This window comes from Lacinutrix chionoecetis (assembly GCF_053604665.1).
In genome coordinates this window covers 380,130-406,704 of the sequence record NZ_JBSHNQ010000086.1, presented here as the reverse complement: position 1 = coordinate 406,704, position 26,575 = coordinate 380,130, and the positions used below count along the sequence as shown (strand labels likewise).

Annotated in this window: 27 protein-coding genes; 13 read left to right on the top strand and 14 right to left on the bottom strand. The window is 32.7% G+C overall.

The features are described 5' to 3' along the window. Positions 1 to 14: 14 nt before the first annotated feature. From ACVC43_RS14035 to ACVC43_RS14005, 7 genes are all read right to left on the bottom strand, one after another. Entirely contained in the window at positions 15 to 536 is a 522-nt protein-coding gene (locus ACVC43_RS14035) for a GNAT family N-acetyltransferase (protein WP_452225162.1), read from the bottom strand. 64 nt (positions 537 to 600) lie between these two features. Further along, positions 601 to 1,833, bottom strand: coding sequence for an ATP-dependent Clp protease ATP-binding subunit ClpX (gene clpX / locus ACVC43_RS14030; protein WP_452225161.1), 1,233 nt, complete (start codon positions 1,831 to 1,833; stop codon positions 601 to 603). A gap of 69 nt (positions 1,834 to 1,902) precedes the next feature. Continuing rightward, positions 1,903 to 2,577, bottom strand: coding sequence for an ATP-dependent Clp endopeptidase proteolytic subunit ClpP (clpP, locus tag ACVC43_RS14025; protein ID WP_452225160.1), 675 nt, complete (start codon positions 2,575 to 2,577; stop codon positions 1,903 to 1,905). Between the two features lie 184 nt (positions 2,578 to 2,761). Further along, positions 2,762 to 4,090 (bottom strand): trigger factor, encoded by a 1,329-nt coding sequence (gene tig, locus ACVC43_RS14020; RefSeq protein WP_452225159.1) that lies wholly within the window; start codon positions 4,088 to 4,090, stop codon positions 2,762 to 2,764. A gap of 103 nt (positions 4,091 to 4,193) precedes the next feature. Beyond that, entirely contained in the window at positions 4,194 to 4,541 is a 348-nt protein-coding gene (locus ACVC43_RS14015) for a phage holin family protein (protein ID WP_452225158.1), read from the bottom strand. 63 nt (positions 4,542 to 4,604) lie between these two features. Then, on the bottom strand, positions 4,605 to 5,369 hold the full coding sequence (locus ACVC43_RS14010; protein ID WP_452225157.1) for an alpha/beta fold hydrolase: 765 nt from the start codon (positions 5,367 to 5,369) through the stop codon (positions 4,605 to 4,607). Beyond that, on the bottom strand, positions 5,369 to 6,082 hold the full coding sequence (locus tag ACVC43_RS14005) for a pyridoxine 5'-phosphate synthase (protein WP_452225156.1): 714 nt from the start codon (positions 6,080 to 6,082) through the stop codon (positions 5,369 to 5,371). Before ACVC43_RS14005 ends, ACVC43_RS14010 begins: the two co-directional genes overlap by 1 nt. 94 nt (positions 6,083 to 6,176) lie before the next feature. Here ACVC43_RS14005 and ACVC43_RS14000 point away from each other — a divergent pair, with 94 nt between their 5' ends. From ACVC43_RS14000 to murI, 8 genes are all read left to right on the top strand, one after another. Beyond that, a complete protein-coding gene (locus ACVC43_RS14000) occupies positions 6,177 to 6,836 on the top strand; it encodes an acetoin utilization protein acuB (RefSeq protein WP_452225155.1) in 660 nt (219 codons plus the stop codon). 2 nt (positions 6,837 to 6,838) lie between these two features. Next, on the top strand, positions 6,839 to 7,714 hold the full coding sequence (locus ACVC43_RS13995) for an NAD kinase (protein WP_452225154.1): 876 nt from the start codon (positions 6,839 to 6,841) through the stop codon (positions 7,712 to 7,714). Between the two features lie 142 nt (positions 7,715 to 7,856). Beyond that, positions 7,857 to 8,555, top strand: coding sequence for a type IX secretion system protein PorG (gene porG, locus ACVC43_RS13990; RefSeq protein WP_452225153.1), 699 nt, complete (start codon positions 7,857 to 7,859; stop codon positions 8,553 to 8,555). Position 8,556: 1 nt separating this feature from the next. Continuing rightward, a complete protein-coding gene (locus ACVC43_RS13985; protein WP_452225329.1) occupies positions 8,557 to 9,294 on the top strand; it encodes an isoprenyl transferase in 738 nt (245 codons plus the stop codon). After that, positions 9,266 to 11,875 (top strand): outer membrane protein assembly factor BamA, encoded by a 2,610-nt coding sequence (gene bamA / locus ACVC43_RS13980; RefSeq protein ID WP_452225152.1) that lies wholly within the window; start codon positions 9,266 to 9,268, stop codon positions 11,873 to 11,875. The genes ACVC43_RS13985 and bamA overlap by 29 nt, the downstream gene beginning before the upstream one ends. 237 nt (positions 11,876 to 12,112) lie before the next feature. After that, a complete protein-coding gene (locus ACVC43_RS13975) occupies positions 12,113 to 13,120 on the top strand; it encodes an OmpH family outer membrane protein (protein WP_452225151.1) in 1,008 nt (335 codons plus the stop codon). A 37-nt stretch (positions 13,121 to 13,157) separates the two neighbouring features. After that, positions 13,158 to 13,667 (top strand): OmpH family outer membrane protein, encoded by a 510-nt coding sequence (locus ACVC43_RS13970; protein WP_452225150.1) that lies wholly within the window; start codon positions 13,158 to 13,160, stop codon positions 13,665 to 13,667. A gap of 75 nt (positions 13,668 to 13,742) precedes the next feature. Beyond that, a complete protein-coding gene (gene murI / locus ACVC43_RS13965) occupies positions 13,743 to 14,525 on the top strand; it encodes a glutamate racemase (RefSeq protein WP_452225149.1) in 783 nt (260 codons plus the stop codon). A gap of 58 nt (positions 14,526 to 14,583) precedes the next feature. Here murI and ACVC43_RS13960 read toward each other — a convergent pair whose 3' ends face one another. The 4 genes from ACVC43_RS13960 to ACVC43_RS13945 all read right to left on the bottom strand — a co-directional run bounded on the left by ACVC43_RS13960 (position 14,584) and on the right by ACVC43_RS13945 (position 18,717). Continuing rightward, entirely contained in the window at positions 14,584 to 15,099 is a 516-nt protein-coding gene (locus tag ACVC43_RS13960) for a gamma carbonic anhydrase family protein (protein ID WP_452225148.1), read from the bottom strand. Between the two features lie 216 nt (positions 15,100 to 15,315). After that, on the bottom strand, positions 15,316 to 16,053 hold the full coding sequence (locus ACVC43_RS13955) for a LytR/AlgR family response regulator transcription factor (RefSeq protein ID WP_452225147.1): 738 nt from the start codon (positions 16,051 to 16,053) through the stop codon (positions 15,316 to 15,318). Between the two features lie 2 nt (positions 16,054 to 16,055). Then, on the bottom strand, positions 16,056 to 16,574 hold the full coding sequence (locus ACVC43_RS13950) for a hypothetical protein (protein WP_452225146.1): 519 nt from the start codon (positions 16,572 to 16,574) through the stop codon (positions 16,056 to 16,058). A gap of 1 nt (position 16,575) precedes the next feature. Continuing rightward, a complete protein-coding gene (locus ACVC43_RS13945; protein ID WP_452225145.1) occupies positions 16,576 to 18,717 on the bottom strand; it encodes a tetratricopeptide repeat-containing sensor histidine kinase in 2,142 nt (713 codons plus the stop codon). Between the two features lie 278 nt (positions 18,718 to 18,995). Between ACVC43_RS13945 and ACVC43_RS13940 the strand changes: the two genes are divergently transcribed. The 4 genes from ACVC43_RS13940 to rpe all read left to right on the top strand — a co-directional run bounded on the left by ACVC43_RS13940 (position 18,996) and on the right by rpe (position 23,193). Continuing rightward, positions 18,996 to 20,012, top strand: coding sequence for an SIMPL domain-containing protein (locus ACVC43_RS13940; protein ID WP_452225144.1), 1,017 nt, complete (start codon positions 18,996 to 18,998; stop codon positions 20,010 to 20,012). Positions 20,013 to 20,017: 5 nt separating this feature from the next. Beyond that, positions 20,018 to 21,184, top strand: a complete 1,167-nt coding sequence (locus ACVC43_RS13935; RefSeq protein WP_452225143.1) for a vWA domain-containing protein — start codon at positions 20,018 to 20,020, stop codon at positions 21,182 to 21,184. 289 nt (positions 21,185 to 21,473) lie between these two features. Next, the gene (locus tag ACVC43_RS13930) at positions 21,474 to 22,337 is read left to right on the top strand and encodes a sigma-70 family RNA polymerase sigma factor (protein ID WP_055446804.1); all 864 of its coding nucleotides are present in this window, start codon (positions 21,474 to 21,476) and stop codon (positions 22,335 to 22,337) included. 184 nt (positions 22,338 to 22,521) lie between these two features. Further along, the gene (gene rpe / locus ACVC43_RS13925) at positions 22,522 to 23,193 is read left to right on the top strand and encodes a ribulose-phosphate 3-epimerase (RefSeq protein ID WP_452225142.1); all 672 of its coding nucleotides are present in this window, start codon (positions 22,522 to 22,524) and stop codon (positions 23,191 to 23,193) included. On the opposite strand, the gene ACVC43_RS13920 is transcribed toward rpe, so the two are convergent. Both ACVC43_RS13920 and ACVC43_RS13915 read right to left on the bottom strand, forming a co-directional pair. Next, a complete protein-coding gene (locus ACVC43_RS13920) occupies positions 23,182 to 24,117 on the bottom strand; it encodes a pyridoxal-phosphate dependent enzyme (RefSeq protein ID WP_452225141.1) in 936 nt (311 codons plus the stop codon). The genes rpe and ACVC43_RS13920 overlap by 12 nt on opposite strands. A gap of 56 nt (positions 24,118 to 24,173) precedes the next feature. Then, positions 24,174 to 25,070, bottom strand: a complete 897-nt coding sequence (locus tag ACVC43_RS13915; protein WP_452225140.1) for a hypothetical protein — start codon at positions 25,068 to 25,070, stop codon at positions 24,174 to 24,176. Positions 25,071 to 25,206: 136 nt separating this feature from the next. On the opposite strand from ACVC43_RS13915, the gene ACVC43_RS13910 reads away from it, so the two are divergent. Further along, positions 25,207 to 25,707 carry a MarR family winged helix-turn-helix transcriptional regulator gene (locus ACVC43_RS13910; RefSeq protein ID WP_452225139.1) on the top strand — a complete coding sequence of 167 codons (501 nt, stop codon included), beginning with the start codon at positions 25,207 to 25,209 and terminating at the stop codon, positions 25,705 to 25,707. An 8-nt stretch (positions 25,708 to 25,715) separates the two neighbouring features. Here ACVC43_RS13910 and ACVC43_RS13905 read toward each other — a convergent pair whose 3' ends face one another. Continuing rightward, complete coding sequence (locus ACVC43_RS13905; protein WP_452225138.1) at positions 25,716 to 26,459, bottom strand: zinc-dependent peptidase; 744 nt, start codon at positions 26,457 to 26,459, stop codon at positions 25,716 to 25,718. Positions 26,460 to 26,575 lie beyond the last annotated feature (116 nt).

Below are 26,575 nucleotides of genomic sequence, written 5' to 3'. Positions count from 1 at the left end.
TTGTGAGTGGTTTTTTATTGCTGCAAAGTGTAGATCCTATTTTTAGAAAACTCAGGATCTTTTCTGTGTGGTTGTAAAACAAAACCATTGGATGTTAACAGTTTTTTTGAGCTTTCGTTTTCGTTATGTGTAAACGCTTCTATAGTTTCAAGCTTAAGTTCTTTAAATCCGAAATTTGTAACCGCCTTAAGCGCTTCAGTCATCAACCCTTTTTTAAAATACTCTGGTAATAGATCGTAACCGACTTCTGCTGTTTTTTTGTCTTCAGAAAAATTCCAAAAGCATATGGATCCTATCTTGGTGTTGGTCTCTTTATGCGTTAATATCCAAAGTATACCTTCATCAGCTTCAGTTAGTTTTAATACTTTATTTATATGTGCCAGTGCTTCGGCTTTACTTTTGCATAACGGTTTGTCTATATATTTTCTAACTATAGCGTTCGATCTTAAAGCGAAAACAACATCTACATCGCTTAAATTTGCGATATTTAATTGTAGTCTTTGGGTTTCTAAATCTGGACAGTCTATTAATTTCATTTTAAAAAATAAAAAAAGCCTACTTGGATAAAAAGTAGGCTTTAAATTATAAAATTGTTCTTATTTAAGAAACAGCTTTTAATTTCTTCAACGTTGTTTTAGATAATTTTTGTTCTGCATAAGCTTTAGTAACGTTCAATTTCTTGTTATCACTACCTGGCAATTCGAACATGGCATCAGTTAAAATTTCTTCGCATAATGAACGTAACCCACGCGCGCCTAATTTATACTCTATGGCTTTGCCCACTATAAATTCTAAAGCACCATCGGTTATTGTAAACTCGATATCGTCCATTTTAAACAACTTTTTATATTGCTTAATAATGGCATTTTTAGGCTCGGTTAAAATGGCTCTTAGTGTATCGCCATCTAAAGGATCCATGTGTGTTAACACAGGTAATCTACCTATAATTTCGGGTATTAGACCAAAATCTTTTAAGTCTTTAGGAATAATATATTGTAATAGATTATCACTATCAACTACCGCGTCACTAACAGATGCACTATACCCAACTGCCTGCATATTAAGGCGTTTTGAAATAACGCGATTAATACCATCGAATGCACCACCTGCTATAAACAGGATGTTTTCTGTATTCACTTCAATAAACTTTTGGTCTGGATGTTTACGACCGCCTTTAGGTGGTACGTTAACAACTGTGCCTTCTAATAATTTAAGTAAAGCTTGCTGCACACCTTCTCCCGAGACATCTCGTGTTATAGATGGGTTGTCACTCTTTCGGGCTATTTTATCTATCTCATCTATAAATACAATGCCTTTTTCGGCTTTTTCTAAATTATAGTCTGCTGCTTGTAATAAGCGTGTTAAAATACTTTCTACATCTTCTCCTACGTAACCAGCTTCGGTTAATACTGTTGCATCTACAATAGCTAAAGGTACATTTAACATTCTTGCTACTGTTTTAGCCATTAATGTTTTACCTGTTCCTGTTTCTCCCACCATGATAATATTCGACTTTTGTATCTCAATATCATCATTAGTTGGCGGCTGCAATAGACGTTTGTAGTGATTATAAACCGCAACAGACATTACCTTTTTGGTATATTCCTGGCCAATTATGTATTGATCTAAAAAGCCTTTAATTTGTTGTGGTTTACGCAGCATTAATTCTGCAGACAACTCACTATTATCGCTCTGCTTAGACTCTTCTAAAACAATACCATGCGCCTGCTCAATACAGCGATCGCAAATGTGTGCATCTAGCCCTGCTATTAATAAACTTGTTTCTGGTTTTTTTCTCCCACAAAACGAACATTCTAATTCTTCCTTTGCCATTTTTGTTTGCTTAATAGTGCTAAGCGAAATGTTTTACTTTAACCCTAATACACTAATACTTATTTCATTTTAATTGCGAGTTAAAATCTCGTCAATCATTCCATATTCTTTAGCCTTATCTGCTTTCATCCAGTAATCACGATCACTGTCTTCGTATACTTTGTCGTAATCTTGCCCAGAATGCTTACTAATAATGCTGTAAAGTTCTTCTTTTAAAGTTATAATTTCTCGAGCTGTAATTTCTATATCACTAGCTTGACCTTGCGCACCACCTAAAGGTTGATGAATCATAACACGAGAATGTGTTAATCCGCTACGTTTCCCTTTTTCTCCTGCACATAATAGTACAGCTCCCATCGAGGCTGCCATTCCTGTACAAATAGTTGCAACATCCGGCTTAATAAATTGCATGGTATCGTAAATACCTAAACCAGCATAAACACTTCCTCCTGGAGAATTTATGTAAATTTGAATGTCTTTAGAAGCATCTGTACTCTCTAAGAACAACAATTGTGCTTGTATAATATTGGCAACAATATCGTTAATTCCCTGACCAAGAAAAATAATACGATCCATCATTAAACGTGAGAATACGTCCATTTGAGCGATGTTCATTTGGCGCTCCTCAATAATGTTTGGTGTTAAGTTTGTAGGATACATACTTCCAATTATTTTATTGTAGTATGTACTGCTAATTCCTTGATCTTTTATGGCGAATTTTTCGAATTCTTTTCCGTAATTCATATGTATGTCTTGAATTTGATAATTTAGTTAAGCTTCTGAATTGCTTCAGAAAAAATTAAATATATTGTAAAATCAGCGGTTTTCAAACTTTTTATGTGAAATTTAACGCTAATAAAATAGGCATTGAATCTTTAAAAATTCAACGCCTAAATATAATGATTATTCTTTAAAAAGAAGGTTAGACTTATTTGTCTCCGTAAACTTCTTTTACAAACTTATCGTAAGACAGTTCTTTTGTTTTAATATTGGCTTTTTCTTTGTAAAGATTAAGTAGTTTCTGGCTAACAACCTGCTCGCTTAAACGTCTTACCTCATCTTGATTAGATAATACTCGAGCTGCAATATCGTCTAATTCTTTATCTGTAGGATTCATTTGACCAAATTGCGCCATTTGCATTTTAATCATGTTCTTTGCGCTTTCTTTAACGTCTTCGAAATCTACTTTTATGCCGTTAGCTTCCATTAACTTCGCTTCTATAAGCTGGTAACGTAAACTTTTTTCAGACTTTTCGTATTCTTCTTTTGCCGTAGCATCGTCCATTGGATTTTCTCCCGCAGTTTGCATCCATTTTGTTAAAAATTCTGCTGGTAAATCGAATTTAGTATTTGCAACTAAATGCTCTGTAACATCATTTAACAATTTTTGATCAGATTGTTGTACGAATTGCTTTTCGGCATCTTCTTTAATCTTTTCTTTTAATTCTGAAACCGTTTTTACTTTGCCTTCTCCAAACAACTTATCGAATAATTCCTGATCTAAATCTGCTAATTCGCGTGTGTTAATTTCTGTGATAGTAAAAGTAACCTCTATTTCTAATCCATGTGCTTTATCGTGTTCTACTTTTAAAGCATGCATTAATTCGTGGTCGTCTTCGTAAAGGCCTTTTGTTTTTAAAGTGATAACATCGCCTACCTTAGCACCAATAAATTTCTTTTCGGTTGCTTTTCCTTTAAACTTATCTAAAGTTAACGTTACAGTATTTTCAATATCTTCCTCATCATTTTTATAAACTCCAGTAATTTCACTGTCTTTAGCAACTTCTTTTTCAGAAATTAACTTTCCGTATTGCTTCTGGATATTTTTAACCTGATCATCAATCATTTTATCGTCTGCAACGATATTATAATGTGTAATGCCTTTTTTTCCTGCTAAATCCACTTCGAATTCTGGCGCTAAACCTAATTCAAATTCAAAAGAAAACGTGTCGCCTTCCCAATCAATATCATCTTGAGGCTTTGGTAATGGCTGACCCAGTACATCTAGTTTTTCTTCAGTAAGGTATTTATTTAATCCTTCTTGAATTAATTTATTTACCTCATCAATTAATACTGCTTTACCGTATTGCTTTTTTACCATTCCCATTGGCACGTGACCTTTTCTAAATCCAGGAATGTTAGCTGTTTTTCTATAATCTGTTAAGATTTTTTCAACTTTAGTAGCATAATCATCTTTCTCAATTGCTACTGTTACTACAGCATTTAATGCATCTTTATTTTCTCTTGTAATATTCATTTTGAATAATCTATTTAATGTAACCAAAAACGGAGTGCAAAAGTACTAATTTTTTACAGTTTATCAAAGTTTTTAAGGTATTGAATCTCAATAACTATAATGCCTACTTTTTATCTTTTTTCAAGAAAGATTGCAACAGCGATTGAAGTACAGAAAGTAGAATACTAAATAAAATAGCCCACCAGATATTATTAACCGAAAAACCGTCGATTAACTTATCGGCCAACAATATTAATAACGCATTAATTACAATTAAAAACAACCCTAAGGTAACAATGGTAATGGGTAAAGTTAAAATTACAAGAATAGGTTTTACCAGAAGATTTAAAATTGAAAGCACCAATGCCACAATTATGGCAGAACCATAACCATCTACGTTAACCCCATTTAAAACATGGGCTAAAACGAATACTGCAACAGCGTTTAAGAGAAGTCTAATTATTAAATTCATAGTTTTTATATTTTAATTTATAGGGTTTGTAAGATTTTAATAACCTTACTTTACAATGTTTTTTTATTTAATGAACTGCATTACTGCTTTATAAAATGCCTCGGGATTTTCGGCATGCAACCAATGGCCTGCATTAGCAATCGTTTCTATTTTTGCATTAATAAAATGCGACGTGATTGTGGCTTCGTCCTGTGGCGAAATATATTCACTTTTATCTCCTTTTAAAAAAAGCGTATCCCCTTGAAAAACAGCATGCACTGGCAGCGCTTCGCCTACTTCGCCTACGTGCTCAGTTAGCGCTTGTAAATTTATACGTAATCCCAAGGTCCCTTTTTTTACCCAATATAAATTTTTTAATAAAAATTGTCGCGTTCCAAAATCGCTAACGTAGTTGGATAATTGCTCGTCTGCTTCTCCTCTACTTGCTAAAGTGTTAAAATCTAAGCTATTTAAACCTTCTAAAATAGCATCGTGATGCACTGGGTAAAAGCGCGGTGAAATGTCTGCCACAATTAATTTACTCACATAATCTGGATGTTGTGTTGAAAATAACATGGCTGTTTTTCCACCCATAGAATGCCCAAGTAATATAACGTCTTTTAATTTGCGTTCGTCGCAATACAGTTTTAAATCCTGTACTAAAGCATCGTAATTAAAGACGTCGCTATGGAAACTTTTACCATGGTTTCTTTGGTCTATTAAGTGCACTTCGTAGCCTGCTTTAGCAAATTGTTTTCCTAATGTTTTCCAGTTATCACTCATCCCTAAAAACCCATGAAGAATTAAAAATGGTTTTCCTGCTCCTATTATGTTAGCATGTAACTGCATTATTTAAGTTTATTTAAATACATATTAACCACATTTTCAATACCTAAATATAAACTTTCCGAAATTAATGCATGGCCAATTGAAACTTCTAATAATCCTGGAATATTATCTTTAAAAAATTTAATATTATCTAATGATAAATCATGCCCAGCGTTAACACCTAATTTTAGGTCATTAGCAACTTCAGCACAATTTTTATATGGGTTAATTGCTTCTTTATGTCCTAAACTATATTCGTGAGCAAAAGCTTCTGTATACAATTCAATTCTATCTGTTCCTGTTGCTTTAGCGCCTTCAATTTGCTTAATGTTTGGGTCTACAAAAATGGAGGTACGAATATTATTTCGTTTAAATTCATTAATTACTTCAACTAAAAAATCTTTGTTTTTAATGGTGTCCCAACCTGCGTTGCTGGTTATAGCGTCTATACTGTCTGGCACCAAAGTAACTTGTGTTGGCTTAATTTTTAAAACCATATCTACAAATTTTGGAATAGGATTACCCTCTATATTGTATTCTGTGCTAACTACTGGTTTTAAATCGTATGCGTCCTGGTAACGAATATGCCTTTCATCTGGTCTTGGATGGATAGTAACACCTTCTGCACCAAATCGTTGCACGTCTTTTGCAAACTGAACGACATTAGGCAGATCTCCTCCTCTTGAATTTCGTAAAGTTGCTATTTTATTTATGTTTACGCTTAGTTTCGTCATTTTTTAGTAAAAATATTAAATACAAAAATACAAAGTAGAAGCACGGAATTGTTCTTATTTTTAATTATTTTGCATAAAATTGAAACAGACAAGGATGAATCTTTTAGATTACGTTATAAACGACATAAAACCACTTTTAAATACTGATAAAGTAAAGGAAATTCAATTACTTTTTAATCAGCTAACCTATTCTCACATTCCTATTAAAAACAAGGAAGGTGTTTATTTAGGTTGCATATCAGAAAACGATGCGCATTGTTTTGATAGCGACAAAGCCATTGAAGATTACAGGTATGCTGGTGAAGGTTTTTTTGTTAGAGAAGATACTAACTGGCTTGATATTTTAGAGGCCTTTGCTCAAAATTCGGCTAATATTATGCCTGTTTTAAGTAATAAAAATGTGTATTTAGGCTATTATGAATTAAATGATGTTATAGGCCTTTTTAACGAAACGCCTTTTTTTGCTGAGGCTGGTGCAATATTAATTATTGAAAAAGGCACACCAGATTATTCTTTTGCAGAGGTCAGCCAAATTGTTGAGTCTAATGATGGGAAACTTTTAGGTGCTTTTCTTTCTAAAATTGAAAATGACGTGACCCAAATAACCCTTAAAATAGGGAACGCTAATCTTAATGAGATTATGCAAACCTTTAGGCGTTACAGTTATAATGTTATTTCTGGTCATGAGGATGACAGCTATTTAATAAGCTTAAAAGAACGCTCAGATTATTTAAATAAATACCTAAATATTTAAATATGAAGGTTGCTATTTATAGTCAATACCCAAAAAAACAATCTAAAGATTCTTTAGAAACATTAACAGAAGAGCTGTTAAAACTTAACGCTACTCTTTTTCTTGAAGACGAGTTTTTTAACGATATTAGAACACAACTTTCTAATCCTGAAGTTTATAAAAGTTTTACAGCCTTAGACAAAAGTTTCGATTTGTTTGTAAGTATTGGTGGAGATGGTACCATTTTAAGAGCCATTACTTTTGTTAAAGATTTAAACATTCCAATTATAGGAATTAACACTGGCAGACTTGGTTTTCTTGCGACTATCCAACCGGAAGATATAAAACAAGCCATTAAACTTATTAAAGAAAAAACTTATTCTCTTAGCAAACGCACCTTACTGTCAATTACAACCTCTCCAGAAAACGACACCATAAAAGAATTAAATTTTGCTTTAAACGAGATTGCAATCAGCAGAAAAAACACCACTTCCATGATTACGGTGGAAACCAAATTAAATGGTGAGTTTTTAACTTCTTATTGGAGCGATGGTTTAATTATTTCGACACCTACAGGTTCTACAGGCTATTCTTTAAGTTGCGCTGGACCTGTAATTACGCCAGACACCACAAGTTTGGTGCTAACACCTATTGCTCCTCATAATTTGAGTGCAAGGCCTTTGGTTATTGAAGATTCCACAACCATAGAGTTAAAGGTTAGTGGCAGAGAAGACAACTACTTAGTATCGCTGGACTCCAGAATAGCAACACTGGCTAACGAAACCATAATAACTATAAAAAAAGCTCCTTTTACTATTAGTATGATCGAATTAAATACTGAAAGTTTTCTTACTACATTGCGTAAAAAGCTACTTTGGGGAGAAGACAAACGAAATTAATTGTCCCACAATGTCCACGCTTAGCTTCAAAACATTAAATTTTTACAATAATTCCGAGTAATTACTGTTTTAACCTGTAACTAATTAGCTCAAATTGTTATAGGCTAATCTTATTTATTATATTTGCAAACTTTTAAACTTTATGAGGCATATTACGCTTTTACTAATACTATTTTTAAGCTCACAATTAAGTAGTGCTCAAATTAACGAATTTGGTGTTTTTATTGGAGGCAGTAACTTTATTGGAGATGTTGGTGCTACCAATTACATTGCACCGAAACAACTGGCTATTGGCGCACTTTACAAATGGAATAGAAGCACAAGACATTCTTACAGGATTTCATTAACATATACGGAGTTAGAAGGCATTGATAACGATTCGGACGACCCGAGCAGACAAGTAAGAGGTTATGAATTTAACAACAGCATTATCGAGCTTTCCGCAGGAATGGAATTTACTTTTTTCGATTTCGATTTACATGATGGAGGCAATGTATCTACACCTTATTTATATTCTGGCATCACTGTAGCAAAACATGATAACTTCTATTTTAATCCTACAAATGGAAATATAGTTGACGAAAACACTTCAAGCTACGCCTTTGGCATCCCTATGGTTTTAGGCTACAAAGCTGCCGTTTCTCCAGAATTTATAATTGCTTTAGAAATTGGTGCACGCTATACTTTTAGTGATGAATTAGATGGTAGTGTCCCTGATTTTGGAGGTGCAGATTCTCCAGTTAGTTTTGGAAACGTTAATAATAATGACTGGTATACCTTTACAGGTATTACAATAACATATACATTTGGCAGAAACCCTTGTTTTTGCCCAGGAAAATAAATTGGATTCTACGCAAATAAATACAAGCAAACTACCTAAACATATCGCCATAATTATGGATGGTAATGGGCGTTGGGCTAAACAAAAAGGATTAATTCGAGCTATAGGTCATGAAAACGGCACAAAATCTGTTCGCGAAACAGTTGAAGCCTCCGCAGAGTTAGGTATAGAAAACCTTACACTTTATGCCTTTTCAACAGAAAACTGGAATAGACCAAAACTTGAAGTCGATACATTAATGAAACTACTGGTGTCTTCATTAAAAAAAGAAATAAAAACATTACAGGATAATAATATAAAACTTAATGCTATAGGTAAACTTTCAACGCTGCCAAAGAAAGTTTATAAAGAATTAAACGAAGTTATCCAGCTTACTAAAAACAATAATAGAATGACATTAACTCTGGCATTAAGCTATGGATCCAGAGAAGAAATTCAAAATGCTGTCAAGGAAATAAGCGATAAAGTTAAAAATAATATAATTTCTTTAGAAAATATTGACGAATCGATTATTAATGAGCATCTTTACACGCAAAATTTACCAGATGTAGATTTGCTTATTAGAACAAGCGGAGAACAACGCATTAGTAATTTTTTGTTATGGCAAATTGCCTATGCCGAATTATACTTTACAGAAGTATTGTGGCCAGACTTTACCAAGCAGCACCTATGTGATGCTATTATAGAATATCAAAACAGAGAACGACGCTTTGGGAAAACAAGTGAACAAATTAGTTAAAATTTTACAATTGAAAACATTTTTAAAGTACACACTATCAATTCTTTTTTTAGTGTCCGGTTATTTTGCTCAAGCTCAAGATTTATCTTACGAAGACGGAAAAAAGTACACCATAGCAGAAATTAAAGTAGTTGGAAACACAAGTTTTAGTGAGCAAACCATTATCACCTTTTCTAAACTTAGAAAAGGAGACGAAATTCTAATTCCTGGAGAGGAAATTAGTGCGGCTATTAAAAAGCTATGGAATACAAACTTATTTAGTGATATTGAGGTTTACTTAGCTAAAGTTGAAGATGATGGTGCCTATCTTGAAATTAGACTATCGGATTTACCAGAATTAAACGAACTCAAAATTAACGGTGTAAAAAAGAGTAAAAAAGAAGCATTAATTAAAGAGAATAAGCTTCAAGAGGGTGTTAAAGTTACAGAAAACCTTATTACTACAACAAAAAACTATATTCAAAATAAGAATAAAAAAGCAGGCTTTTTAAATACTAAAGTTAGCATTAACACAATTCCTGTAGAAGATTCAATACAGAAAGCCCGAGTGAATATGGTGCTTAATGTAGATCGAGGAGAAAAAGTTAAAGTAAAAAATATAAATTTTGATGGCAATACAATTTTAAGTGATAAAAAGCTTAGAAAAGCCATGAAAAACACCAAACAGAAAAACCCTATCCGCATTTTAAAACGCTCGAAATTTATTGAAGCAGATTTTAAGGAAGACTTAAATAGCGTTGTAGATAAATATAAGGAAAACGGATATCGTGATGCTCGTATTATTTCCGATACATTAATAGTGAATGATGCTAAAACAGTAGATTTAAATATTAAAATTGAAGAAGGAGAAAAATATACCTTTGGTGATATTACATTTATAGGTAATACGGTTTATACAGACGAATTTTTAAAGCGCCAGTTGCGTATAGAAAAAGGAGATACTTATAATGGTGTTTTATTAGAAAAGCGCATTGCCGACAATTCCAGACCAGATGGTGATGATATTACAAATTTATACCAAGATCATGGTTACTTGTTCTCTACTATTAATCCAGTAGAAGTAAGTGCAGATGGTAATGTTATTGATATGGAAATTAGAATTATAGAAGGTAAACCCACTTATTTTAATAAAATTTCTGTAGTAGGTAATGAAAAGACTAACGACCATGTTATTTACAGAGAAATAAGAACACGTCCAGGCGAATTATACAGTAAAGCAAATGTTGTACGTACCGTTCGAGAATTAAGTCAATTAGGCTTTTTCGATGCCGAGCAAATAGATCCTCGATTTAAAAATGCCAATCCAGAAGATGGCACTATTGATATAGAGTATGGTGTAGTAGAAGCTGGATCAAGCCAAATAGAACTGCAAGGTGGTTATGGAGGAGGCGGTTTTATAGGTACTTTAGGTTTATCTTTTAACAACTTCGCATTAAAAGACATCTTTAAAAAAGATGCTTATAAACCTATTCCTACTGGTGATGGTCAAAAATTAGCACTACGTTTACAAGCAAGTCGATTTTATCAAACGTATAGCTTTCAATTTTCAGAGCCATGGATGGGTGGAAAAAAACCAGTACAATTCTCCACATCGTTATCGCATACAAAACAGTTTTTATTTAACCCACTTACTAATAACGCAGATAAAGACAGACGTTTTAATATAACAGGTATAACCTTTGGATTAGCTAAACGTCTCTCTGTTCCAGATGATTTTTTCACGTTATCGCAAGCAGTTAGTTTTCAGCATTATAACTTAAAAAATTATAATACAGGACTTTTTACATTTGGAGATGGTTACTCAAACAACCTATCTTATACTATAGGCCTAAGCAGAAACAATACCTTTAATGATCCAGTATTTCCAACAGGAGGTTCCAGTTTCTCAGCAACAGCTAAACTATCCTTACCTTATTCGCTATTTAACGGTACAGATTACGAAGCTTTAAGTAATGAAAGAGAGGTAAATCAAAATATAATTGAAACCTCTAGCGATACTGACGCTGTACTAGCTGCTCAGGCAAGACGTTCAGAAATCGACCAGGAACGTTTTAAATGGTTAGAGTTCTATAAAGTTAAATTTAAAGGAGATTGGTACACCAAGTTAGTAGATAAATTTGTTTTTAAATCTACTGTAGAATTTGGTTTCTTAGGTGCTTATAACCAAGATAGAGGTATTATTCCTTTCGAGCGTTTCTTCCTTGGAGGAGATGGGTTAGGCAGTTATAGTTTAGATGGTAGGGAAGCTATCGCATTAAGAGGATACCCAAACCAATCTTTATCTGATGTGGATGGAGGGACAATTTATAATAAATTTTCTTTAGAGTTACGTTACCCAATTACATTAAAACAATCGGCAAAAATCTATGCTTTAGGATTCTTAGATGCTGGAGCATCTTATAGCAATTTTAAAGATTATAATCCATTTAACGTACAGCGTTCGGCAGGATTAGGTATTAGAATCTTTATGCCTGCTTTTGGTTTATTAGGAATTGATTTTGGTCATGGATTCGATCCTTTACCAGGAAGCACAATTAAAAATGGGTGGGAAACACATTTTATAATTGGTCAACAATTTTAATACGTAAACAACTGCTTTGAATACTATAAAAAGACTAAAAATGTATTCAAGTTTCAATTAATTTTTATTTTTGGCACGATATTTTCAATATTGATTTTGAGGATTTGATTCGAGAATTAAAATTTTTACAATTAAAATTCGTTATTTTGAAAACTAATGCATTCAAAATAAGACAGAATAAAATCCTAAACTGTCGGTTTTTTTGAATTTATGTTATTAAATATAAAAATATACCAGATGAAATTTAAAGTTCTTTTTTTATTGATGTTAATATCAATGCTATCTTTTCAAGCCAACGCACAGCGTGGTGTAAGAATAGGATATATAGATACCGAATACATTTTACAAAACGTTCCAGAATATGCAGAGGCAACTACACAATTAGAGTCTAAAGTGCAAAAATGGAAAGGTGAAATAGAGCAGCAATTAAGTACAATTGAACAAAAACGTACGAGCTTAAATAATGAGAAAGCGCTATTAACTAAAGAATTAATTGAAGAACGCGAAGAAGATATTACTTTTGAAGAGAAAGAAATTTTAGATTATCAGCAAAAGCGATTTGGACCAAATGGTGATTTAATGATCCAGAAAAGACAATTAATGCAGCCGGTTCAAGACCAGATTTTTCAGGCTGTTCAAGATATAGCAAAAGCAAAGAAATACGATTTTGTTTTCGATAAATCTGCCGATGTTGTAATGTTGTATTCAGCAGAACGCTTCGATATTAGTGAGCAGGTTTTAAGGACGATTACACGCTCTTCAAAAAGAAAGCAACTCAACTCTAAAAAAGAGAGAAATGAGGCTAAAGAGGAAGACGTTACAGTAGAAATAGACGACAGTAAAGATGCCAGACAAGAAGCTTTGGATAAGAGAAAAGCAGAAAGAGAAGCATTAGTCGAAGCCAGAAAGAAAGCGATTGCAGAAAAAAGAGCAGCAGCAATTGAAGCAAGAGAAAAAGCTAGACAAGAAAAATTAGACGCCAGAAATAAAACTAATGATACGGAAGAGAAAAGTGCTGAGGAGCAAATGATGGAAGGCGAAACCACAAATGATAAACTAGAAGAAACTACAGAAGCTCCAAAAACAAGAGAGCAAATTTTAGAAGAACGTAGACAGAAGAAACTTGCAGATAGAGCCGCAAGAAAAAAAGAATTAGACGAAAAAAGACAGAAAATCTTAGACGATCGTAAGAAAGCAAAAGAAGAAAACAATAGTGCTCCAGACGACGAGAATCAAGACGATTAAAATTAATAATTTATAACACACAAATACTATTTTAAAAATGAAACAAATTAAAACTTTATTAATCGCAGCAGTATTATTTTTTGGAGCTACGAGTTTAACAAATGCTCAATCTAAAATTGCCCATATTAATACTACCGAGTTAATTCAGGCTATGCCACAAATGAAAACAGCTCAAGCTGAAATGGAAAAAGTTGGTAAAACCTACGAATCTGATATTGCAGCAATGCGTGCAGATTTAAAGAGTAAAATGACTCGCTATGAAAGTGAAGCGTCTAACAAAACACAAGAAGAAAACGAAAAGCGTTTAATTGAAGTGCAAACAGACCAGCAAAACATTCAGCAGTATGCTACAAATGCACAAGAACAATTACAAAAGAAAGAATTCGAGCTTTTAAAGCCAATTACAGAAAAAGCTAAAGCAGCTATTTTAAAAGTAGCAAAAGCACAAGGTTTTAACTATGTATTAGATTCTGCTCAAGGTGGTGGAGTAATCATGGCAGAAGGCAAAGACTTACTTGCAGATGTAAAAAAAGAATTAGGATTCTAAGAAACCCTAAACTTATACTACTAAAAGCCGACTTATTAAGTCGGCTTTTGTATTTTTATAAAGTGAATATTAGTTATGAATAAACAACCTATTGGCATATTCGATTCTGGTGTTGGTGGCACCTCTATCTGGAAGGAACTTCATGCAGTTTTACCTTGTGAAAACTCAATTTACCTTGCAGATAGTATAAACGCACCTTATGGCCCAAAAGGAAAAGATAAGATTATAGAGCTTAGTATTAAAAACACAGAGCTACTACTTAATAAAAACTGCAAGCTCATTGTTGTTGCCTGTAATACTGCCACTACAAATGCAATTAGCGTACTAAGAGAACGGTATAACATACCCATTATTGGTATTGAACCTGCTATAAAACCTGCCGCATTAAATACCCAAACTAAAGCTATTGGTATTTTGGCTACCAAAGGGACATTGTCGAGTGCACTGTTTCATAACACCTCAAACTTATATGCAAACGGTATAGATATTATAGAACAAGATGGCGAAGGCATTGTGCAACTTATAGAAAGTGGCGCCTTGCAATCTCAAGAAATGAAAGTGCTATTAAAACAATATTTAAAACCTATGCTTAGCGCCAATATAGACTATCTTGTTTTGGGCTGTACGCATTATCCTTATCTAATTCCTTTGCTTTTTGAATTGCTTCCTAAACACATTAAAATAATAGATTCTGGTTTAGCCGTTGCAAAACAAACAAAATCTATATTAGAAAAACACAATTTACTACATACTGAAACTATAAAACCTAAAAACCAATTCTACATTAATTTAAAAAACACTCAAGTCATGGAATCGCTTTTAGGAAAGCCTTTTGAAGTTGAATATTTAGACTTTTAATCATCAAAAATTAAAATTGGCTCGTTGTTAAAGTGCAAATACTCGCTCTCTGCCCTATTTATTCTTTAAACCACGAAGAATACTTCACATAATTCTCTGCGATACGATTTATTTCGCCGTTAATTAATTCCTTGCTAATGTCTTTTACTTTTTTGGCCGGAACACCAGTATAAATACTACCAGATTCTACTTTAGTGTTTTGTGTAACAACTGCGCCAGCGGCAATAATACTGTTGCTTTCTACTATACAATTATCCATAACTATGCTTCCCATGCCAATAAGCACATTGTCTTTAATCGTGCAACCATGTACTATGGCATTATGCCCAATAGATACGTTATTACCAATGTTAGTTGGGTGTTTTTGGTACGTACAATGCACAATTGCGCCATCTTGAACGTTCACTTTATTTCCAAGTTTTATATAATGCACATCACCTCGCAATACTGCGTTAAACCAAATGCTACATTGTTTACCTATACTTACATCGCCAACAATGGTAGCGTTTTCTGCGATATAACAATCTTTTGCTATTTGTGGTGATTTCCCGTTTACTGGTTTTATTATTGGCATATTAAAATAGGTTTTTTTATTCGCAAATTTATTTATTAGTTTTTTGTCACATTCCGATAAAAATAGGAATAATCAAAAATGACAAGATCATGCAATTTAATACTTAGTTGTCACTTCGAGTGATTTTTGAAGCATGAGAAAATTGTATCGAGAAGATATTAATAGTTCTCATATAAATGCTCCTTTGGGCTCATTAATTGAACTAACAAATTGTTGTTATTTAAAATAAGATAGTAATTCAGATTTTTTAGAAGGCGAAACCATTACTTGTTTGCCATTACTTAAAATAACACTACCTCCTTTACCTTTTACATATTTTACAACTTCGTTTACGTTTACCAGATAACTTTTGTGTACACGTGCAAAATTTGAATCTTGTAGTATTTCTTCAAAATATTTAAGTGTTTTACTTACTACTTTCTTTTTATTGGTATTAAGGTGGATTTCTGTATAATTATCATCGGCTTTACAAAACAAAATATCTGCTGTACTAATAACCTCAAAACCATCTTGTTGTGGTATAGTTATTTTGCCATCTACGTTATTGGTTGTTTTTGGTATTAAAACCTGGTCTTGAAGCGCATCTTCTTTCGTTTTAATTTCAACAACGTAGTCTACTGCTTTAATTAAATCGTCTATAGCTATTGGTTTCATTAAATAATAACTGGCGTGAGCGTTTAAAGCCTCTATGGCATAATGATTATAAGCGGTTACAAAAATGGTTTCAAAATGCCTGTCTCCTACCTTGTCGAGCAAATCGAATGCATTACCGTAAGGCATTTCTACATCTAAAAATACTAAGTCCAATGTTTCTTTTCTAATCAATTCTAGCGCATCGTTAATATTTGCAGCTTCACCAACCACATTTACATTTGGGCAGTATTTTTTAAGATAATTTTTAAGGATTTCTCTGCTGGTCTCTTCGTCTTCTACTATTATTGAGTTTAGTTTCATATCTATTTTTTTAAGCTATCAATTGTTGAAACATTAATGATGTTCATAATTGATTCGTGTACTTTTAAATTTGAAATAAAATAATCTAATCGTGTTTCATTTCTTTTTTGAGTTCTTTTGAACTCCTTCTTATTTGTGATTTTACCATCGATTAAATAAATTAATTTCGATGTGCTTTTAGATTTTTTAGCTCTTTTTGTATTTAATATAAACACTCCATCTTCTGCTTTACTTCCTAACAAAGAAATAATATATTTAGAATTTTTATTGATAGTTAGAGGTTTAGAAAATTGAATCCAAGTTGTGTCTAACTCTAAACTATCAATTTCGCTATATCTTTTATAAATGTTACCGTCTTTAATAATTAATGGATTCTCACCAAACCTTTCTAAATTTATGCTCCTTACAATAGAGCTTCTTAATTGATTTTTGACAACTGGACACTGAGACATTCTATTTAAAGAAGTTTTACAACTTATCAATACAATTGAAACTATTAAAGAAACAGCTCTAACTTTCATATTAATCTCTCTTTAAAGTCACCACAACCTTAGTTCCTGTATCGCCTTCTATTTCTCCATGATATAATTCGTCTATATAAACATCTACTTTATCTTTATACATTTCGTTTAAAATAGCAACACGTTTTTTAATATTACCCATGCCTTTAGAGTTTTGCTTTTGCTGGTTTTCGGTTTTTAATGCCTTCGATTTTTCGCGACCAATACCATTGTCTGCAATTGTAATAACAATTTCGTCTTTAAGCTTTTTACTTATAGAAATATCTAATTGCCCTTTTTCCTTTTTATAACGCAAGCCATGCCACACGGCATTTTCGATATAAGGCTGCAAAAGCATTGGTGGAATTTGGTAATCTTCTACATCTATCTCTTTATCTACGGTAATAGTATAATCAAACTTATCCTGAAATCTAAAATGCTCCAATTTAGTATACAACTCCAACAACTCTATTTCCTTTGCCAACGAAATAAAATCTTGTTCACTATTCTCCAAGACTGCTCGCATGAGTTTAGAAAAATCGCTTAAATATTTATTGGCTGTGCGCTCATCGTTATTAGCAATAAAACTATTTACAGAATTTAAGGCATTAAATATAAAATGAGGGTTCATCTGGCTTCTCAAGGATTTTAAAGCCAATAAGTTATTTGCCAAACGTTGTTGTTTTATGTATTTATACATTAAATACGCAGCAAACAATAGTAGTATTAAACCACCAATAAGCGAGTAAATAATTATTTTTTGGTTTTTATTTTGCTCCTGGTTTAAATTATATCTGCTTTCAGACAACTCACGATCGCTTTCCAGTGAAGTTATGCGGTTTTGCTGCTCGGCTATATTTTTATTAAACCGCGCTGCTTGCGTTATTTGCTGCTCTTTTTTAATGTAAAGAGCTTCTACAGATTTTGTGTATTCCTCGTAGGTTTTTAAGGCATTTTCATAATCTCCAGATTCTCTATATACTTCGGATAGTTTTCTGGTAGCATCCTTTTCTACAACTAAATCCTCACGCTCGTCTGCCTCAATTCTACTTTTCTCTAAATACGGAATTGCCTCTTCGTACTTTTTCTGCATAAAGAGCGCGTTACCAATCTTATAATTTTGCTTTTGGGTTGTAAAATCGCTTTCGTTATCGATTATAGAATCGGTTTCAATATCTTTAATATCTAAAATAGCCTCTTCTCTAAGGCGAATTTCGTCATCGAAATTTCTGTTTGAGTTATTAAAATCGGCTACCTTAACTTTTTCCTTTACGGCTCTCTTTTTGTTTTCCTGTGTTGCAAGGTTTAAGGAGTTACTGTAATATTCTTTTGCTTTGCTTGTGCGACCACTGGCATCAAAAGTCTGGGCTATCTTAGAATTTAAGTCGGTTACTTTTGGTGCAATTAAATGTTTTTGTGCCAGATCTAAACCGCTATTGTAAGCTTCGATGGAAAGCTTATAGTCTTTCATTCTAAAATAAACATCACCAAGACCTTCGTATAATTCTACCAATTGATAGTTGGATAGTTCTTTATGATTTAATTTCTTAAAAACCGAAACACTTTCCTGGTAATTATTATTGAGCATGTAGGCTTTACCTAACTTTAATTTTACATCGTTAGACTGGTAACTATTTAGGCTTATTCTATAATTAGAAACTGCTAAATCGTACTGTTTCCAGTACAAATACACATCTGCAAGTACCTCGAAAGCTTCTGAGTTTTGTTTTACAGAACGACTATTTTTTATGCTTTCGGTTACAAACTGAATACTCTTTTCGGCCGATTTCTTTTTATATACTAAGGCAGAATCTATTAAGTTATTAAAGGAATTACTTTGCGAATTTTTATACAAATTAACTCCAGAGTGTGATGTCCTTGGTAGCACGTTAACCGTAATACGCTCATCGCTTTTAATGGTATAATAAATGGTTTCAAAATCTTTATGACTAATAATTAACTCGTCTCCAATTTTTGCACGCACTCTAAACTCTCCTGCACCATTTGAAGCAGTATAAGCACCACCATTTATTTGAATATTAACATCCTCAATTGCATCGTAAGTGTCTTCCTCTCTTACCAAACCTCGAACCTCAAAAAAAGCATTGTCGTTACTTTCCTGCTCAATTTTAGAGGATGTTCTTTGTTGCGCTACTATTGCCATTGTGTTTAAGGCAAATATTATACAACTTATATATTTAAGAATTTGTTTCATTTCTAATCGATAATAATCTTAGTAATATTTTACTAAAGGATAAACTTACACACTTTAATTGGCATATTAAAATAGGTTTTACCCAAACTATGGCGTTACACACTTTAATTCTCCTTGTTTACTCATTTGGCACTGTTTGTTACTCATTATAAAGCCACCTTCCCTCATTACTGTTTTTTTTAAAAGAAGGTTGCTTATAAGTTTACGGTCTAATTAAAACAAAACACATGAAACATACAATTTACTTTACACTACTATTATTCGTCTCTTTGGCAACAGCACAAATAAGAGGAAACGCAACGACCATTTCCAGACAGAATGTTATACAAGCCGAATCGCTTGGCAATGCCAACATCTATAGCAATAATTTAAACACCTTTAGACATCAGAATCTGGTGCCAAATGCCATGCTTACTATAGATGTAAAGGCGCTCAATAATGTTATAGCAGATTCATACACCGCTGTTTTTAATCTGGTACAAGTTGGTGAAACTGCCGAAGAGACCAATAAATTAATGAATGATAGAGTAGCCAAAGTTATAAGCGAGCTTTCTGCAAAAGGAATTTTAAGTAAAGACATAATTATAGATGTTATTTCCTTTGTTCCAGTTTACGAAACTGTTGTTGAGAAAAAATTATTTAGTAAAACTTATACCGAAGTGCCCAAAGGTTTCGAGCTCCAGCAAAACCTTCATATTAAATTTACAAAGGTTAATCAGTTTGAAAAAATCTTATCTGCCTGTGCAAATAATGAAATATATAACTTGGTAAAAGTGGATTATTTTATTGAAAATATTGAAGCTGTTTACACCAAACTCAGATCCGAAATTTTAAAAGTACTTAAAGAAAAGAAACAATTTTATACTGATATGGGTTTCGATTTGGCCACCTATAAACCAACTATTGCAGATATTAAGTACTGCCACTTTCCAAGAGAGTTTTATAAAAGCTACCAGGCTTTTAATAGTATTTCTTTAGAAGCTATTAAGAAAAACAAAGGCATTGTTACCGCAAAAAAACAAACCTCTTATTATTACGACCCATTGTCTTTTAAGGAGTACGACATAGTAATTAATCCATCTATTGTAGAACCGGTAATACAAATAGGTATGGAAATAAAATTACAATACAGAGAAAAACCTAAAGAAGAAAAACCAGCAGAAAAAGAAGTAATTAAAAACAAATACTTCGTGCTTTCTAACGATGGTGATATTAAAGTTAAAGAATTAAAATTAGAAAATTAATAATTATGAGAACAACAATTAAATTAAGCCTAATCGCTTTTACAGCCTTTTTCTTTTTGGCCTGTAATGCCAACAACAAAAAGCAAACCGAGGCCTTTGCTTTAAACGAAACTATTGATCCTGTGACGCCAAAAGTGAACAAGCAGTACATTAAAGTGGCGCTTTTATTAGACACAAGTAATAGTATGGATGGCTTAATAGACCAAGCCAAAGCCCAGCTTTGGGAAATTGTAAACGAGCTGTCTTACGCAAAATGTAAAGACGACAAGCCCAATTTGCAAATTGCACTTTACGAATATGGCAACGATAATTTAAATGCCGAAGAAGGTTATATTCGTCAGGTTTTAGCGTTTAGTGACGATTTAGACGAAATCTCTAAACAGTTATTTTCTTTAACCACAAAAGGAGGCAACGAGTATTGTGGCTATGTTATAAATACTGCTTTAGACCAATTAGATTGGAAAGATAATCCAGATGATTTAAAATTTATTTTTATAGCAGGTAACGAGCCTTTTACGCAAGGTAAAATAAGCTATAAAGATGCCGCAAAGAGAGCCCATAATAAGGATGTTACTGTAAATACTATTTTTTGTGGTGATTATAATCAGGGTATTTCTGGATTTTGGAAAGATGGAGCAGATTTAGCGCATGGCGATTATATGGCAATAAACCATAATAAAGAGACTATCCATATTGCAACACCTTACGACGATGCTATTTTGCAGCAAAACCATAAACTTAACAAAACCTATGTGGCTTATGGTTCTCAAGGCAGAAAGAAAATGCAATTACAGGCAGAACAAGACGATAATGCTGAAGAATATAGTAGTGCAAATGCTGTAAGTAGAACCGTTAGTAAAAGTTCGCATTTATACAAAAATTCGTCTTGGGATTTGGTGGATGCTTCTAAAAATAAAGATTTTAAATATGAAACTTTAGAGGATAACGAATTGCCTCAGGAACTTAAAAACAAAAGCGCTAAAGAAATAGAAACCTATGTATCTGAAAAGCAAAAAGAGCGCGAAGCCATACAAAAGAACATACAGGAACTAAATAGTAAACGCAAAGATTATATTTTAAAAAATAATAAAGAAAAAGGTAATGGCTTAGAAAACGCCATGATTAAAGCGATTAAATCTCAGGCAAAAGAGAAAAATTATACCTGGAAATAGTTAATTGTTGAAAATTAGGAGTGAGCCGCATGAGTAAACGCATTAGGGATTGCAACGACATCCTTTTTTTGCTGGCATATATGGCAAAAAAAGATATAGTGGAAAGCCCGACCTTTTTAAGCCTTTTTCGGCATAAAAAGGGAATGCCCAAACAGTTAGTAAAATTTGGTAAAAAAAATAAAATTAAAATAATTAAACTTTTTTGTAACAAAATGTGTCTTTTGTGCGTATAACTATTGATAGCAAATTATTCACACCCTATTTAGGGACATAAATCACACTTTTTTAGATGAGACAACTTAAAATTACCAAGCAGGTTACCAACCGTGAGACCGCATCGTTAGATAAATATCTACAAGAAATTGGAAAAGTTGACTTAATTACCGCAGACGAAGAAGTAGAATTAGCACAACGTATTAAGGCTGGCGACCAGATTGCACTTGAGAAATTGACTAAAGCTAATTTACGTTTCGTAGTATCGGTAGCTAAGCAATACCAAAACCAAGGTTTAACATTACCAGATTTAATTAATGAAGGTAACTTAGGGTTAATAAAAGCTGCTCAACGTTTTGATGAAACGCGTGGTTTTAAATTTATCTCTTATGCTGTTTGGTGGATTAGACAATCTATTTTACAGGCATTAGCAGAGCAATCTCGTATTGTGCGTTTACCACTTAATAAAATTGGATCTATTAATAAAATAAACAAGACATTTGCTTTTCTTGAGCAAGCACACGAGCGTCCGCCAAGTGCCGAGGAAATTGCAAAAGAGTTAGATATGACTATTAATGACGTTAAGGAATCTATGAAGAATTCTGGACGTCACGTAAGTATGGATGCGCCTTTAGTTGAAGGTGAAGATTCTAACCTTTACGATGTATTAAACTCTGGTGAATCGCCAAATCCAGACCGTAACTTATTACATGAGTCTTTACGTACTGAGATTGAGCGTGCTTTGGAGACATTAACGCCTCGTGAAGCAGATGTTATTAGATTATACTTTGGTTTAGGAAACCAACACCCAATGACTTTAGAAGAAATTGGTGAAACGTTCGATTTAACTCGTGAGCGTGTAAGACAAATTAAAGAAAAAGCGATACGTAGATTAAAACACACATCGCGTAGCAAAATATTAAAAACTTACTTAGGCTAATACTTAAGTTACAGTAACAAACAGTTATTCATAACTGTTCGTTTTTTGATTGATGAAAGAACCCGAAGCTGATTACTTCGGGTTCACTCATTTTTAGTCCTATTCTCTAAATCCTTTTATAAAGCAAAGGAACTTTAACAAAGACTTTTCTATCTTTGCACCTTTAACACAAAGTAATATTAAAATGGCCGAAAAATTAATTGCTCCTTCAATGCTTGCTGCCGATTTTGGCAATCTGCAACGCGATACAGAAATGGTTAATAACAGTGATGCCGATTGGTTTCATATTGATGTTATGGATGGTCATTTTGTACCAAACATCTCGTATGGCATGCCTGTAATTGCTGCTATAAAAAAACATGCCACTAAACCATTAGATGTACATTTAATGATTGAAAAACCTGAGCGCTATATTGAAGAATTTGCAAAGGTTGGTGCCGATATCATTACAGTACATCATGAATCTACAGTACATTTACACCGCACATTAAGACAAATTAAAGATGCTGGTTGTAAAGCAGGTATTGTACTTAATATTACAACTCCAGTTTCTGTTTTAGAAGACATTTTACCAGAATGTTACATGGTATTATTAATGTCTATCAATCCAGGTTTTGGCGGACAGAAATTTGAAGAAGTTACTTACCAGCGTATTAAAAAGTTACGCAAAATGATTAATGAACAAGGTTTAGATACCAAAATTGAAATTGATGGTGGTGTTACAGATAAAAATATTGAAAAACTTGTTGAAGCAGGTGCCGATGTTTTTGTTGCTGGAAGTCATATTTTTAAAAGCGAAGACCAAACAAAAGCAACTGCCAGGTTAAAGGCTTTGGCAAATAGTTTAGAAAGGTAATTTTGTTACATCCACATTACCTCCAGATAAAATTATACCCATTTTTTTATTTTTAAACAGTTGCTTCTCTTTAATTACAGCTGCTAAAGCTGTTGCGCTTGAGGGCTCGACAACCAGTTTTAAACGCTCGTAAATTAATCGCATGGCCTCAATGATTTCGGTTTCTTCTACTCTAATAATTTTTTTTACGTGCTTATGTATTATTGGAAAATTAACATCGCCTAACTGTGTTCTTAAACCATCTGCTATAGTATTGGCTGTTGTATTTATTTCAATTGTACCACTTTTTAGAGATCGGTAAGCATCGTCTGCTTCCATTGGTTCTGCACCAATAACCTTACAACTATTTGCAAAGTAATGTGCTGCCAAAGCGGTTCCAGCTATTAAACCTCCGCCACCAACAGGACAAACAATGTATTCTAAGTCGTTGTGGTCTTCAAGAAATTCCTGTGTAGCAGTACTATTTCCCAAAATAACATCCATATCGTTTGAGGGATGAATAAAGGTGGCTCCTGTTTCATTACAAATTTTATCTGCCGTTTGCTGTCTTGATTCAATAGTAGATTCACATTCTATAATAATACCGTTGTAACCTATAACAGCATTCTTTTTAACTTGTGGTGCGTTTTCTGGCATAACAATATATGCTTTAACGTCTAAGCTTTTTGCTGCTAACGATACTGCTTGCGCAAAATTTCCTGAAGAATGAGTTACCACGCCTTTGCTTCTCTGTGCATGACTTAAATTCATGATTGCATTTGTTGCACCACGCATTTTAAAGGCTCCCATTTTTTGAAAGTTTTCACATTTAAAAAACAACTTTGCGCCTACTATGTCATTAATTAATTGTGAGCTAAAAACTGGTGTTTTGTGTATGAATGGTGTAATTCGAGCAAAAACTTCAATAAAATCTGTTTTTTTCATATAGAGAACAAACAATAATTTTTATTAAAAATTACAATTAATTTTAATAACAATTACTATAATACAATTTTTTCTGCTTTAATTAAATCTACTAATTCTCGCCACGTGTAGCCATGTTCTAATTTTGAATTGAACACTTGTGCTTTTTTAGATTTAAGGAAATTAAGTTCTTTTTCGTTTAAACCACCAACTCTTTGGTCTTTGGCACTGTAAATGTAAATGGTATTGGATAAATCTACATCTTTTAAAGCCTTGATATAGTTTACTTCACCTATTGCTGCTTTAATACGTTGTTTTGCTGTGTAATATTTAATTGCCCAGATATTATAATCGCTAAAATCTTCTACACCTTCATCTGAAATAAATGTTTTTCCATCTGTATAAGTCCCGTTGAAACCTTTTTTATGTGCTTTTACTACATCCTTAGGATCGTCTATTCTACCTGATATAATAACGTATTTATCTGCTAATGAAGGCCGTGTCGCTAAATAATGTGGTATTATATAAGCACCGTAAGAGTGTCCCATAACCCAAACCGTTTTACCTTGGTTTTTAAAATATTTAATAGCTCTATACAGCATTTCTGATGTGTTATCAACTTCTTTTCTTGCCATTTTCATAGTGAAATTACAGTCGTAAGTAAACATTTTAGGATTATAAGTATTTGCTTGGTGTAAGTGAATACTGTAATAGTCCTCAAAATTTGGCAAATATCGCCAAACAGATTTTTCTCTTTTTTCAAAATCTAATTCATCTTTTGGACCTCCTTGTAAAAATATTGCTACAATTTGTTTGGTTGAGTCACCTTCTGCCACCCAAAGTTTTGAAGTATCTTTTGGTAATATTGTTTCTGGATATGAGAAATCTGGATTACTTCCATTTGAAGGTTGCGACGTTTTACAAGCTGTAAATGCAATTAAAATTATTGACAATGTTAGGACAATGTGTTTCATAACGGTTATTTTAAATGTTGATATATCTTTTTATTTTAAATTATTAAATATATCTTTACATAAAGATACTTTGCAAATATAAAATATATCTTGATATAAAGATATATTTTTGTGTGTTATTTTAATTATAAATTATATGTGTGAAAAAACTGACGTTATAGATAGGTTAATAAAAGAATGGAAACAAGAACAACCTGAGCTGGATGCATCGGCAATGGCAGTTGTTGGAAGAATTCTTAAACTAGGAAAAACACTTGAAAAACGGGCAAGTCAAGCATTAAGAAATAGTGATATTCACTACACAGACTTAGATGTTTTAGCAACATTAAGAAGATCTGGAGAGCCATACACATTATCTCCAAAAGAATTAATGCAATCTGTTTTAATTACTTCTGGAGCAATGACAGCGTTATTAGAAAGACTCACAAAACTTAAACTTATATTTAGAGTACCAGATGAAAATGATGGTAGAATTAAACGTGCTTGTTTAACTAAAAAAGGCATTCAAGTTATAGATGTTGCTATAAAAAAACGTTTTGAAGAAGCTTCTAAATCTATACATTATTTAAGCAAAAATGAAAAAGATACTCTTTCACATTTATTAAAAAAAATGATTTTACAAATTGATATGCTATAACCTAACTCTTAATAACCAGCAAAATTAAAATTGAGCATCTCTTTAACTTTACTATAAATTCTAGGGAATTTAGAACGGAACTCACTGGGTGTTTCTATAAAATTCTCTACTAAAACCGAAACAAATTCAAACTGGTTCTCAAAAGCATAGCTTCTAAGATAACCAGAGTTTATAAGCTTCTCTTTTAATACCTCATTATTATCTAACATATGAGTGAGCTCGTAAAAGGAATCTAAAAAAATTGCAGAACTTGTACTGTATTTTCTGGTTCTTAAAAAATTAAAATGGATGGCATGAATACATTCATGTACTGCTAAGTTTAAATTATCGTTTGTTATGGCATATCCTTTTAAGAAATCTTCCCAAGAAAAAATTAAAGCTTTGTAAGCCATATTAAATTCTCCTTTATGCATTTCCTTATTAATATTAGAATAATAAATTTCGGGATATATAATTACCTTATCGATGTTTTCTATCTTATACTCTCTAAAACCAAAGGTTAACTTCGCTGCTGTTGCCGAAATAAGCAACTTCATGGTATTGGTTATTTCTATATTTTTACCAATAAACTCCCAATTTGTTAGGAAATATTGCAGTCTGTGATCAAAGTTCTTTTTTTGCGAAGCTGTTAAACGACTATAAAAATTAAATTTCTGCTTAAGAATAGACTTATAGGCTACTGGTAGCGTTTTTTTTCTAAAATAAAGGTGTGTAAAAAATTGCTTCTTAGTAAAGTGTTCTACTTGAGCCATTTCAAAAAAGTTAAAAAGAGCGCGAACCAAAAGGAACAAGAAGGAACCAACAGTAAAGGCTATTAAGACTGTAGCAACAATTTTAAAAAACAAAGGTGTCTCTTGTTCTTGCAATA